At 71.6% G+C, this 12374-nt stretch carries 9 protein-coding genes, 1 tRNA gene and 1 riboswitch; of the genes, 8 read left to right on the top strand and 2 right to left on the bottom strand.

Annotated features, from left to right (window positions below; genetic code table 11):
• The first annotated feature begins 49 nt into the window (after positions 1-49).
• The 7 genes from ACFZBX_RS00405 to ACFZBX_RS00375 all read left to right on the top strand — a co-directional run bounded on the left by ACFZBX_RS00405 (position 50) and on the right by ACFZBX_RS00375 (position 8251).
• Entirely contained in the window at positions 50-1360 is a 1311-nt protein-coding gene (locus tag ACFZBX_RS00405; protein ID WP_391530445.1) for a cytochrome P450, read from the top strand.
• Positions 1361-1591: 231 nt separating this feature from the next.
• Positions 1592-1740, top strand: a riboswitch (cyclic di-AMP (ydaO/yuaA leader).
• Positions 1741-1745: 5 nt separating this feature from the next.
• Positions 1746-2681: a transglycosylase family protein gene (locus ACFZBX_RS00400; RefSeq protein ID WP_391530444.1), complete on the top strand. Its 936-nt coding sequence runs from the start codon at positions 1746-1748 to the stop codon at positions 2679-2681.
• A 241-nt stretch (positions 2682-2922) separates the two neighbouring features.
• The gene (eno, locus tag ACFZBX_RS00395; protein WP_344333861.1) at positions 2923-4209 is read left to right on the top strand and encodes a phosphopyruvate hydratase; all 1287 of its coding nucleotides are present in this window, start codon (positions 2923-2925) and stop codon (positions 4207-4209) included.
• Positions 4210-4353: 144 nt separating this feature from the next.
• Positions 4354-4872 carry a septum formation initiator family protein gene (locus tag ACFZBX_RS00390; protein WP_391530442.1) on the top strand — a complete coding sequence of 173 codons (519 nt, stop codon included), beginning with the start codon at positions 4354-4356 and terminating at the stop codon, positions 4870-4872.
• The gene (locus ACFZBX_RS00385) at positions 4844-5515 is read left to right on the top strand and encodes a DUF501 domain-containing protein (RefSeq protein WP_391531015.1); all 672 of its coding nucleotides are present in this window, start codon (positions 4844-4846) and stop codon (positions 5513-5515) included. The genes ACFZBX_RS00390 and ACFZBX_RS00385 overlap by 29 nt, the downstream gene beginning before the upstream one ends.
• The gene (locus ACFZBX_RS00380) at positions 5512-6453 is read left to right on the top strand and encodes an exopolyphosphatase (RefSeq protein ID WP_391530441.1); all 942 of its coding nucleotides are present in this window, start codon (positions 5512-5514) and stop codon (positions 6451-6453) included. Before ACFZBX_RS00385 ends, ACFZBX_RS00380 begins: the two co-directional genes overlap by 4 nt.
• A gap of 427 nt (positions 6454-6880) precedes the next feature.
• Complete coding sequence (locus tag ACFZBX_RS00375; protein WP_380760874.1) at positions 6881-8251, top strand: NAD(P)/FAD-dependent oxidoreductase; 1371 nt, start codon at positions 6881-6883, stop codon at positions 8249-8251.
• Between the two features lie 216 nt (positions 8252-8467).
• Here ACFZBX_RS00375 and ACFZBX_RS00370 read toward each other — a convergent pair whose 3' ends face one another.
• Both ACFZBX_RS00370 and ACFZBX_RS00365 read right to left on the bottom strand, forming a co-directional pair.
• Complete coding sequence (locus tag ACFZBX_RS00370) at positions 8468-11026, bottom strand: ABC transporter permease (protein WP_391530440.1); 2559 nt, start codon at positions 11024-11026, stop codon at positions 8468-8470.
• A gap of 54 nt (positions 11027-11080) precedes the next feature.
• On the bottom strand, positions 11081-11854 hold the full coding sequence (locus ACFZBX_RS00365) for an ABC transporter ATP-binding protein (protein WP_391530439.1): 774 nt from the start codon (positions 11852-11854) through the stop codon (positions 11081-11083).
• Between the two features lie 414 nt (positions 11855-12268).
• Here ACFZBX_RS00365 and ACFZBX_RS00360 point away from each other — a divergent pair.
• A tRNA-Leu gene (locus ACFZBX_RS00360) sits at positions 12269-12350 on the top strand.
• Positions 12351-12374: the final 24 nt, after the last annotated feature.

Genomic DNA, 12374 nt, shown 5'->3' with positions numbered 1-12374 from the left:
GCGCGCACTGCGTGCGGTCGCCCGGACACGCCCGGGATACCGTCGACCCATGCCAGCTCAGCCCGCCTCCGCCCGTCCGCCCCTGTTCACCTGGGAGTTCGCCGCCGACCCGTACCCCGCCTACGCGTGGCTGCGGGAGCACGAGCCGGTGCACCGGACCACCCTGCCGAGCGGGGTGGAGGCGTGGCTGGTCACGCGGTACGCGGACGCCCGGCAGGCGCTCGCGGACGGCCGGCTCTCCAAGAACCCGGTGCACCACAGCGAGCAGGCCCACCGCACCGGCCGGGTCGGCATCCCGGGCGAGCGCCAGGCCGACCTCATGACGCACCTGCTCAACATCGACCCGCCGGACCACACCCGGCTGCGCCGCCTGGTGTCCAAGGCGTTCACGCCGCGCCGGGTGGCGGCCTTCGAGCCGCGGGTGCAGCAGCTGACCGACCGGCTGATCGACGGCTTCGCGGCGCGCGGGTCCGCCGACCTCATCCACGAGTTCGCCTTCCCGCTCCCCATCTACGCGATCTGCGACCTGCTCGGGGTGCCGGCCGAGGACCAGGACGACTTCCGGGACTGGGCCGGGATGATGATCCGGCACGGCGGCGGCCGGCGCGGCGGGGTGGGGCGCGCGGTGAAGCGGATGCGCGCCTACCTGGCGGAGCTGATCCACCGCAAGCGGGCGGACCTCGGCGACGACCTGATCTCGGGGCTGATCCGGGCGAGCGACCACGGAGAGCACCTGACCGAGAACGAGGCCGCGGCGATGGCCTTCATCCTGCTCTTCGCCGGCTTCGAGACGACGGTCAACCTGATCGGCAACGGCGTGTACGCGCTGCTGCGCAACCCGGGCCAGCGCGCCCTGCTCCAGGAGTCCGTCGGGCGCGGCGAGAGCGCGCTGCTGGAGACCGGGATCGAGGAACTGCTGCGCTACGACGGGCCGGTGGAGCTGGCCACCTGGCGGTTCGCGACCAGCCCGCTGACCATCGGCGGGGTGGAGATCCCGGTCGGCGACCCGGTGCTGGTGGTGCTCGCGGCGGCGGACCGGGACCCGGCGCGGTTCGCCGACGAGAACACCCTGGACCTGGCCCGGACGGACAACCCGCACCTGGGGTTCGGGCACGGCATCCACTACTGCATCGGCGCGCCGCTGGCGCGGCTGGAGGGGCGGGCCGCGCTGGCCACCCTGCTGACCCGGCTGCCGGACCTGCGGCTCGCCGCGGACCCCGGGGACCTGCGGTGGCGCGGTGGTCTGATCATGCGTGGACTCCGTGAACTTCCGGTGGAATTCACACCGGAGAAAGCGCCCGGCGGCAAGGCTCCGGAGACCGGCCCGGAGACTGGCTCGGAGACCGGCTCGGAGGGCTGACGCACCAGCACAACACGCTGACGCACACTCTCCGTTCGCCGGTTTCCGAGGGTCTGAACCACCCTCAATCCGGACATACCACCCCGGTTGGTAGGCGATCCATCACATGACGTGATGTCCGTGTGATATCGACGATATGAGCTTGTGATTGCTCTGAAGATCTGTCTACTCTCCGTGGAGCCCGCAGCTGCGGGCCCCGTGCGCGGAACGCCGAGTCCTGCCCGCCGCGCCCCGGGAAACCGACCAGAACCCTGGGCAGGGGCGGGGGACCCAGGTTTTGCGCCGTCTCCCACGGCTAGGGGTGAAGCCGCCTCCGCGCGGCCGGGCCACCTCCCGGTCCGAACCCGACAGCTCACCTCGCAGGCGTGCGGAGAGGGACCCCTTCATGCTGTTCGTTGGAACCGGTCGTCACCGTCGCCGTACCCAGGCCGAGAAGGCCATCGCCGTCGCCGGTGTCGCCGGCGTCGGACTGGCCATGCCGATCCTGAGCGCCACCGGCGCCTCCGCCGCCCCGGTCTCCACCTGGGACGCGGTCGCCCAGTGCGAGAGCGGCGGCAACTGGAGCATCAACACCGGCAACGGCTTCTACGGCGGCCTCCAGTTCACCGCCAGCACCTGGAAGGCGTACGGCGGCAACGCCTACGCGCCGCAGGCCAACCAGGCCTCGAAGGCCCAGCAGATATCGGTCGCCGAGAAGGTCCTCGCCGGGCAGGGCCCGGGCGCCTGGCCGGTCTGCTCCAAGAAGGCCGGCCTGACCAAGGGCGGCGCCCCGGCGGCGGTCGACACCTCGACGCCCGCCAAGCCGGCCGCCCCGAAGCCGCAGGTCCCGCAGGCCGCCCAGGAGGCCAAGCCGCAGCAGGAGGCCCCGAAGGCCGCCGCGCCGAAGCACGCCGCCCCCAAGGCGCAGGCCGAGCAGCAGACCGCCAAGCCGCAGGCCCAGCAGTACGCGCCGAAGCACGCCGCGCCCAAGCAGCAGGCCCCGCAGGCCCAGCCGCAGCAGCAGTCGCCGGCCTTCTCCGGCAAGGCCGGCTGGGACGCCGACGCCAAGGTGTACTGGTACCAGAACAACGGCGCCTGGTACTGGACCAGCCACCAGAGCGTCTACCAGCAGAACGCCGGCCAGCCGGCCGCCCAGGCCCCCGCCGCTCAGCAGCAGTCGGCCGGCCAGGGCTACACCGTCCGCTCCGGTGACACGCTCGGCGGGATCGCCACCGCCCAGGGCGTCTCCGGCGGCTGGCAGGCGCTGTACGACGGCAACCGCGCCACCGTCGGCGCCGACCCGAACCTGATCGTCCCGGGCCAGGTCCTGACCCTCGGCTGACGACCGGTCCGACCGGACGGACGGAGGGGGCCGATTGGGCCCCCTTCGTCCGCTTCCGGACGTCTCCGGCCCGGCAACCAGGTGAACTACCGGTGGGTAGCGAGGCCACACGCTGAGACGGAGCCGAGGTCGACGTGGCCCGGACAGCCCGTGCGGTTAGGCTCTGGTCGTAACGACTCCGCAATCGTCCGGCCGACTGCACCCCACGTCAGCCGAACCTGCTTCCGCTAGGAGATGCCTCGTGCCGTCCATCGATGTCGTCGTAGCCCGTGAGATTCTCGACTCGCGCGGCAACCCCACGGTCGAGGTCGAGGTCGGCCTCGACGACGGCAGCACCGGCCGTGCCGCCGTCCCGTCGGGTGCCTCCACCGGTGCCTTCGAGGCGCTGGAGCTCCGCGACGGTGACAAGAACCGCTACTTCGGCAAGGGCGTGGAGAAGGCCGTCCTGGCCGTCATCGAGCAGATCGGCCCGGAGCTGGTCGGCTACGACGCCACCGAGCAGCGCCTGATCGACCAGGCCATGCTGGACCTGGACGCCACCCCGGACAAGTCCTCGCTCGGCGCCAACGCCATCCTGGGCGTCTCGCTGGCCGTCGCGCACGCCGCCTCCGAGGCCAGCGACCTGCCGCTGTTCCGCTACCTGGGCGGCCCGAACGCGCACGTCCTGCCGGTCCCGATGATGAACATCCTCAACGGCGGCTCGCACGCGGACTCCAACGTCGACATCCAGGAGTTCATGATCGCCCCGATCGGCGCGGAGTCCTTCTCCGAGGCCGTCCGCTGGGGCGTCGAGGTCTACCACACCCTCAAGGGCGTGCTGAAGGAGCGCGGTCTGTCGACCGGCCTGGGCGACGAGGGCGGCTTCGCCCCGAACCTGGACTCCAACCGCGAGGCCCTGGACCTCATCGTCGAGGCCATCCAGAAGGCCGGCTACGTGCCGGGCAAGGACGTCGCGCTCGCCCTGGACGTCGCCTCCTCCGAGTTCTACGAGGACGGCGCCTACCAGTTCGAGGGCAAGGCGCTCACCTCCGCCGAGCTGATCGAGTACTACGCCGGCCTGGTCGCCGCCTACCCGCTGGTCTCCATCGAGGACCCGCTGGACGAGTCGGACTGGGACGGCTGGAAGGCCATGACCGACAAGCTGGGCGACAAGGTCCAGCTGGTCGGCGACGACCTGTTCGTCACCAACCCGGCCCGCCTGGCCCGCGGCATCGAGACCGGCACCGCCAACGCGCTGCTGGTGAAGGTCAACCAGATCGGCTCGCTCACCGAGACCCTGGACGCCGTCGAGCTGGCCCAGCGCAACGGCTACCGCTGCATGATGTCGCACCGCTCCGGCGAGACCGAGGACGTCACCATCGCCGACCTCGCCGTCGCCACCAACTGCGGCCAGATCAAGACCGGCGCCCCGGCCCGCTCCGAGCGCGTCGCCAAGTACAACCAGCTGCTGCGCATCGAGGAGATCCTCGACGACGCCGCCGAGTACGCCGGCCGCGGCGCCTTCCCGCGGTTCAAGTACGAGGGCTGAGCCCGACCCGGCCGCGCCCGGCCGGTATCGCCGGGACGCCCGGTAGCGCACGCCTGACCGGTGCCCCGCCGTTCACCCCGTAGGGTGGACGGCGGGGCACCGTCGCGACCAGGAGCGGACCAGGAGCAGGAGGGGACACCGGAGATGGCAGGCTGGAGGATCCCGGGCTTGGCGGCCCGGCCCCGGTTCACGAGCCGGGCGACCGTCCTCGTGCTGGTGCTCTGCTCGCTGGTGGCGATCCTGGCCTATCCGACGCGCCAGTTCGTCTCCCAGCGCTCGGAGATCTCGGCGCAGCGCGCCCGGGCCGAGCACGCCCGGCAGCAGGTCGAGCAGCTGCGCCGGGAGAAGGCCCGCTGGCAGGACCCGGAGTACGTCAAGGCGCAGGCCCGCACCCGGCTGCACTACGCGATGCCGGGGGAGACCCCGTACATCGCGGTGGACCCGGCGGCCCGGGGCGCGGCCAACTCCTCGCTGGGCGCGCCGCCGCCCGCGGCGGGCCCGGCGGCCGGTCCGGCCAAGGCGGCCCGGCCCTGGTACGCCAGCGTCTGGGACTCCGTCGACGCCGCCGCCGCTCCCGCGGCCCCCGCCGCCCCGGGGCAGCCCGCCCCACCCTCACCACCCGCCCCCGCCCCCGCTGGAGACAGCTCCTCCCATGACCACTGAGAACCACCCCACCGTCTCCGACGAGGACGTCGCGGCGATCGCCGCACAGCTCGGCCGGGTTCCGCGCGGCCTGCGCGGCGTGGCCCACCGCTGCCCGTGCGGCAACCCGGACGTCGTGGAGACGGCCCCCCGGCTGCCGGACGGCACGCCGTTCCCGACGCTGTACTACCTGACCTGCCCCAAGGCCGCCTCGCTGATCGGCACCCTGGAGGCGGACGGCGTGATGAAGGACCAGAGCGCCCGGCTCGCCGAGGACCCGGAGCTGGCCGCGGCGTACCAGAAGGCGCACGAGGACTACATCGCCCGCCGGGACGCCATCGAGGTGCTGGAGGGCTTCCCGAGCGCCGGCGGCATGCCGGACCGGGTCAAGTGCCTGCACGTGCTGGTCGGCCACTCGCTGGCGGCCGGCGAGGGCGTCAACCCGCTCGGCGACGAGGCGCTCGGCATGCTGGAGGACTGGTGGGCCAAGGGCCCGTGCGTCTCCGCCGCCGAGGTCGCGGCCGCCGGCGAGCGGGTGGCCCGCAACCGGACCAAGGAGCAGGACCACGAGGCCGTGATCGCGGCCAAGGAGCAGAAGACCGCCGACCGCGCCGCCAAGCGGGCCGCGCAGGAGGCGGACGAGGCGGGGGAGGCCGACGCATGAGCACCACCCGGGTGGCCGCGATCGACTGCGGGACCAATTCGATCCGGCTGCTGGTCGCCGACCTCGACCCGGAGACCGGGGCGATCACCGACCTCGACCGGCGGATGATCATCAACCGGCTGGGCCAGGGCGTGGACCGCACCGGCCGGCTGCACCCGGACGCGCTGGAGCGCACCTTCGCCGCCTGCCGGGAGTACGCCGGGGTGATCTCCGGCTTCGGGGTGGGCCCGGAGCGGATCCGCTTCGTCGCCACCAGCGCCTCCCGGGACGCCGAGAACAGCGCCGAGTACGTCGACGGCGTGCGGGCGGCCCTGGGCGTCGAGCCCGAGGTGGTCAGCGGCGAGGAGGAGGCGCACCTGTCCTTCGTCGGCGCCACCAAGGAGCTCACCGGGGGTCAGTTCCCGGCCCCCTACCTGGTCTTCGACCTGGGCGGCGGCTCGACCGAGTTCGTGCTCGGCGCCGAGGACGTCCGGGCGGCGCGCTCGGTGGACATCGGCTGCGTCCGGCTGACCGAGCGGCACTTCGACGGCGCCGAGCTGCCGTCGGACGCGCAGATCGCCGAGGCGAGGGCGCACGTGCGGGCGGAGCTGGACCGGGCGGAGGAGGCCGTGGCGCTGACCGGCGCGGCCACCCTGGTCGGCCTGGCCGGCACGGTCACCACCATCTCGGCGATCGCCCAGGACCTGCCCGGCTACGACTCGGAGGCGATCCACCACTCCCGGATCTCCCGCGAGCGGGTCGCCGAGATCGCCGGCCGGCTGCTGCGCTCCACCCACGCGGAGCGGGCGGCGATCCCGTCGATGCACCCGGGCCGGGTGGACGTGATCGCGGCCGGCGCGCTGGAGCTGCTGGAGATCATGGAGCGGACGGGCGCCGCCGAGGTGGTCGTCAGCGAGCACGACATCCTGGACGGCATCGCCTGGAGCATCGCCCGCTGAACCGGCGCGGGACTCACCGACCGGCCCCGGAAGCCCCCCTGGGGCTCCGGGGCCGGGGCGCGCCCGGGGCCGCGCGGGAATGTTCGTGAATTTCTTCACATGAGGATCCAGCCTTTCGCCGTGCCGGGCGGTCCGCTCCGTCCGATATGTGGGACCGAAGGCTCGCTCGGCGTGACGGCCACTGGATCGCAGGTCCCGAGCCGCTGGAGGTTTGAAAATCGAAATCCCGTACGGGAACCGGGCCGCCTCATGGATCGTTGCTGCTCAGCGGGGCCGTCCCGGTGGGAGTGCCCGACCGGGGGTCGCGGGGGCCGCCAGGGGTCGGGCGGGGGCTCGAAACGGGGGCGCGCAGTGTAGCAGAAGGGGTCCATAAGCTTGTGAGCGGGCTCACGAAGACTGCTCCGAGCGGTGCTGGATACTTTCGGATATGAGCACCACGGAGCGTCCTCGCATCCTCATTGTCGGCGGTGGTTACGTCGGCCTGTATGCCGCGATGCGCATCCTCAAGAAGATGCGCTACGGCGAAGCGACCGTCACGGTCGTGGACCCGCGGTCGTACATGACGTACCTGCCCTTCCTCCCCGAGGCGGCCGGCGGCAACGTCGCGCCCCGCAACCTCGTCGCGCCCCTGCGCACCGCGCTGAAGAACGCGGAGGTGCTCACCGGTGCGGTCACCGGTGTGGACCACGAGCGCAAGATCGCCACGATCCAGCCCTCGGCGGGCGACTCGTACGAGCTGCCCTTCGACTACCTGGTCGTCGCGACCGGTTCGGTCTCCCGGACCTTCCCGATCCCGGGCCTGGCCGAGAACGGCATCGGCATGAAGACCGTGGAGGAGGCCATCGCCCTCCGCAACCACGTCATGGCGCAGCTGGACAAGGCCGAGTCCACCACGGACGAGGCGGTCCGCCGCAAGGCGCTGACCTTCGTCATCATCGGCGGCGGCTTCGCCGGCGTCGAGACGATCGCCGAGATCGAGGACATGGCGCGCGACGCCTCCAAGATCTACAAGACCGTCAGCCGTGACGACATGCGCTTCGTCGTGGTCGAGGCCGCCAACCGGATCCTCCCGGAGATGGGCCCCGACCTCGGTCTGTGGACCAAGGAGAAGCTCGAAGAGCGCAACATCGAGGTCTACATCGAGACCTCGATGGACTCCTGCGTCGACGGCCACGTCGTGCTGAAGAACGGCATGGAGATGGACGCCTCCACCATCGTGTGGACGGCCGGCGTGAAGCCGAACCCGGTGCTGGCCCGCTTCGGCCTGCCGCTGGGCCCGCGCGGCCACGTCGACACCGCGCCGACCCTCCAGGTCCAGGGCTTCGACTACGTCTGGGCCGCCGGCGACAACGCCCAGGTGCCGGACCTCGCCGCCGGTGAGGGTGCCTGGTGCCCGCCGAACGCGCAGCACGCCGTGCGCCAGGCCGCCGTCCTCGGCGACAACGTGATCTCCGGCATGCGCGGCTTCCCGCAGCAGGAGTACAAGCACAAGAACCTGGGTGCGGTCGCCGGCCTCGGCCTGCACAAGGGTGTCGCGATCCTCTTCGGCAAGTACAAGCTGAAGGGCCGTCCGGCCTGGTGGTTCCACCGCCTGTACCACGGCGCCATGGTCCCCACCTTCAACCGGAAGGTCCGCGTCTTCACCGACTGGACCCTCGCCGTCTTCCTGAAGCGCGAGATGGTCGGCCTGTCGCAGATGGAGAACCCGTACCAGCCGATCCAGGAGGTCACGGCCCCCACCAAGCCCGCCGTCGAGGCCGCCAAGCCGGCCGCCGACAAGGAGCTCGCCAGCAAGTAAGCGACTGCGGACCCCGGTGTGGGAGCACCGGGGTATGAGTCGGAGGCCCTCCGCCCGGCAGTGTTGCCGGACCACGACCTCCGTGGTGCTCAGCCGGCTGTGCGAGTCGGGCGGAGTACAGAAGTGAACGAGAAGGCCCCCGCCGAACCCTCCGGCGGGGGCCTTCCCGTGTCCTGGCCTTCCCGTGTCCGGGCCTTCTCAGGCCCGGGCCGACGGTCAGTCGGTCTTGATGCTGGCCAGGATGTCCAGCTTGGAGGCCCGGCGGGCGGGCCAGAAGGCGGCCACCAGGCCGACCAGGCCGGCCAGGGCCAGGAAGAGCAGCAGCTGGCCGAAGGGGACCACGGTGGTCAGGCCCTGAAGACTGGACTCCAGGGTGCCGTTGATCGCCCAGGCCATGAAGCAGCCGAGCAGCACTCCGATGCCGGCGCCGAAGACCGAGATCACCACGGACTCCAGACGGACCATCCGCTTGATGCCGGATCGGTCCAGGCCGATCGCCCGCAGCATGCCGATCTCGCGCTTGCGCTCGAAGACCGACATCGCCAGGGTGTTGATCACACCGAGGATCGCGACGATCACCGACATCGCCAGCAGGCCGTACATCATGTTGAGCGCGAAGGTGATGGTCTGGCTGAACCTGTCCCGCACGTCCTGGCGCGACTGGACCTCGATCACCGGGTTGGCGCCGGTGGCGTCCTTGAGCGCCTTCTTGAGCGCGGCGCTCTCCCCGTCGGTGCCCTTGACCAGGACGCTCTCCAGGTTCGCCCCGGGGTCGTGCTTGACGATCTCGCTGTTGGCCAGCATCGCCCCGCCGAGCAGGCCGCCGGTCTCGTAGACGCCGCCGACGGTCAGCGTGCCCTTGGCGTCGCCGGGGTAGGCGACCTCGACGGTCGAGCCGGTGGTGACCCCGAGCTTCTTCGCGAGGTCCTCGTCGACGAGCAGCTGCCCCTGGGCGGCGGCGGCCGTCGTGCCGCTCTTCATCGTCACCGAGACCAGCTTGTCGAAGCTGTCCGCGTCCAGGCCGGAGATGTCCCGCGCGCTGCCGTTGAGCTTCCAGGAGACCCGGGTCATCGGCGAGGAGGTGGCCACCCCGGGGGCCTTGGCGATCTCCGCCGGCACCTTGTCGGACAGGCTCATGAAGTTGGCGGCGGCGACGAAGTAGTCGGCCTTCATCGAGCTGGTGACCGTGCGGTCCACGGTGTCGCCGACCGAGGCGCCGATCACGGTCAGTCCGCTGACCAGGGTCAGACCGATGGTGAGCGCGGCGGCGGTGGCGGCGGTGCGGCGCGGGTTGCGCACCGCGTTCTGCCGGGCCAGCTTGCCCGGCGTGCCGAACAGCCTGCCGAGTACCGGGCCGACCAGGGCGATCACCGGCCGGGAGAGCAGCGGCAGCAGGACGAAGACGCCCAGGACGGCGAAGAGCGCGCCGGCCGCGACCGGGATCCGGCCGTCGGAGTTGCCCTTCGAGGCGCCGAAGACGACCAGGGCGATGCCGACGGCGGCCAGCACCGAGCCGATCGCGTTCCGGACCACCAGGGACTTCTGGCTGACCGGCTGGTCACCGCTGCTCATCGCGGCGACCGGGGCGATCCGCGAGGCGCGGACGGCCGGCAGCAGCGCGGAGAGCACCGTCACCAGGATGCCGACGAGCAGGGTGACCGCCACGGTCAGCGGCTTGATCACCAGTGACCCGGTCGGCAGGCTGTCGTTCAGCGAGACGACCACGGACTGCAGTGCGGCGCCGACGCCGACTCCGGCGACCAGGCCGGCCGCGCCCGCCACGGTGCCGATGGCGAGCGCCTCGATCAGCACCGAGCGGGTCACCTGCTTGCGGCTGGCGCCGACCGCGCGGAGCAGCGCGAGCTCCTTGGTGCGCTGGGCGATCAGCATGGTGAAGGTGTTGGCGATGAGGAAGATGCCGACGAAGAGCGAGATCGCGGCGAAGGCGAGCAGCATGGTGCGGATCTGCTCGGAGTCCCTGGTGATCAGCCGGTCCTCCTCCGCCTTCAGCTCGGCGCCGGTGCGGACCTCGATCTGCTGCTCCGGGCGGAGCTTCTGGTTCACCTCGGAGAGCAGGGCGTCCTGGCTGGTGCCGGGCTTGGCGGCGAGCACGATGCCGCTGTAGCGGCCGGGCTCCAGCAGCAGCTGCTGGGCGGTGGCGCGGTCGAACAGGGTGAGCGTGCCGCCGGAGTTCACCACCGGGTCGTCGGTGGTGAAGACACCGGTGAGCTTCAGCTCCATGACGGGCCCGTTGATGGCGATGCGGACGGTGTCGCCGACCTTGTAGCCGCCCTCCTCGGCGGCCTTCCGGTCGAGGGCGACCTCCTTGCCGTTCTTCGGGCCCTGGCCCTCGACCATCGGGTAGCGGGAGTCCTTGCCGTCCGGGCCGGGGGCGAAGTTGGCTCCCCGGGCCGTCCAGGACTGGCCGATCAGGGTGCCGCTCCGGTCGGCGACGCCGGTGAAGCCGCTGACCACGCCGCGGACACTCGCGGTGCCGGGCAGCGCGGCGAGCTGCTGGACGGTGGCATCGGTCAGCGTGACCGGGCTCTTCCCGCCCTTCTCCCGGGCGGACGCGCCGGCGCCGGCGGCGGTGTCGACGACCTGGACCGACACGTCGGAGTAGCTCTTGGAGTTGTTGTCCCGCATGGCCTTGCCGAAGGTGTCGGAGAAGACCATGGTGCCGGCCACGAAGGCGGTGCCCAGCATGACGGCGAGCGCCGTCATCAGCAGCCGGCCCTTGTGGGCCAGCACATTGCGCAGTGCGGTGCGATACATGGGGTGTCCTGGGGTACTGGGGTCTGCGAAGGGGCGGGCGGCGGACGCGGGGCGTCAGCTGGTGCGGCCCTTGGCGTCGAAGCGGCGCATGCGGTCCAGGACGGCGTCGGCGGTCGGGTGGAGCAGTTCGTCGACGATGCGGCCGTCGGCGAGGAAGACGACGCGGTCGGCGTAGGAGGCGGCGACGGGGTCGTGGGTGACCATGACGACGGTCTGTCCGAGTTCGCGCACGGAGTTGCGCAGGAAGGAGAGGATCTCGGCGCCGGATCGGGAGTCGAGGTTTCCGGTCGGTTCGTCGGCGAAGATGATGTCGGGCTTGCTCGCGAGGGCGCGGGCGCAGGCGACGCGCTGCTGCTGGCCGCCGGAGAGCTGGCTGGGGCGGTGGGAGAGCCGGCCGGAGAGTCCGACGGTCTCGACCACCTTGTCGAGCCACTGCTTGTCGGCCTTGCGGCCGGCGATGTCCATCGGGAGGGTGATGTTCTCCAGGGCGGTGAGGGTGGGCAGCAGGTTGAAGGCCTGGAAGATGAAGCCGATGTGGTCGCGGCGCAGCTGGGTGAGCTGCTTGTCCTTGAGGCCGACGAGTTCGGTGTCGCCGATGGTGGAGGAGCCGGAGGTGACGGTGTCGAGGCCGGCCATGCAGTGCATCAGGGTGGACTTGCCGGAGCCGGAGGGGCCCATGATGGCGGTGAACTCGCCCTGCGGGAAGGTGACGCTGACGTTGTCGAGGGCGACGACGCGGGTCTCCCCCTCCCCGTAGACCTTGTTCAGACCGGTGGCGCGGGCGGCCGCCCGGCCGGTGCGGACGGCGGTTGCGGTCGACGTGGTCACGGGGGTGCTCCTCGGGGCTCGGCAGAGAGGGGCCGCGCCGGGTGGGTGCGGCGCGGCGGAAGTGCTTGGACGACCGGGCCCTTCCATGGGCGTCCGGCCGTACCTCCATGCTCCGCCGGACGATCATGGTTTCTCGTCGCTCCGCCGGACGGTTGGCCTGACCGCCGCTGGGTGTACGCCCGGGAGGCGCCCTCCTCCTGCGGTATGACACGGACCCTGAGCGAAAGGCGGTGGCCGGAACGAGCGGGTTCGGTGGCCAAATCACGAACTGTTCGTCAGATGGCAAGGAAACATGACAACTTCCCCGCCTAGGAACATGCGAAAGGGGTTGTCGGGCGACTAGGCTCAGGGGTGGTCCGCGCGGGCGGCGGGGCAATGCTCTCCGCTCCGTCGGCGGGGCCGGGTCCGCAGGACGCCCAGATGGTGGAACGCAGACACGGGCAGCTTAAAACTGCTTGGCCGAAAGGCCGTGCCGGTTCGAGTCCGGCTCTGGGCACGTGCTTGCTCGCGGGGGCGCCGA

This window comes from Kitasatospora sp. NPDC008115, from assembly GCF_042957205.1.
Lineage (GTDB): Bacteria > Actinomycetota > Actinomycetes > Streptomycetales > Streptomycetaceae > Kitasatospora.
The sequence above is the reverse complement of the archived record's forward strand: the minus strand, read 5'-3'. Positions and strand labels throughout refer to the sequence as shown.

Coding starts and splice junctions, on each gene's coding strand:
- ACFZBX_RS00405 (WP_391530445.1), top strand. CDS start 50: ATGCCAGCTCAGCCCGCCTCCGCCCGTCCGCCCCTGTTCACCTGGGAG.
- ACFZBX_RS00400 (WP_391530444.1), top strand. CDS start 1,746: ATGCTGTTCGTTGGAACCGGTCGTCACCGTCGCCGTACCCAGGCCGAG.
- ACFZBX_RS00390 (WP_391530442.1), top strand. CDS start 4,354: ATGGCAGGCTGGAGGATCCCGGGCTTGGCGGCCCGGCCCCGGTTCACG.
- ACFZBX_RS00380 (WP_391530441.1), top strand. CDS start 5,512: ATGAGCACCACCCGGGTGGCCGCGATCGACTGCGGGACCAATTCGATC.
- ACFZBX_RS00375 (WP_380760874.1), top strand. CDS start 6,881: ATGAGCACCACGGAGCGTCCTCGCATCCTCATTGTCGGCGGTGGTTAC.
- ACFZBX_RS00370 (WP_391530440.1), bottom strand. CDS start 11,026: ATGTATCGCACCGCACTGCGCAATGTGCTGGCCCACAAGGGCCGGCTG.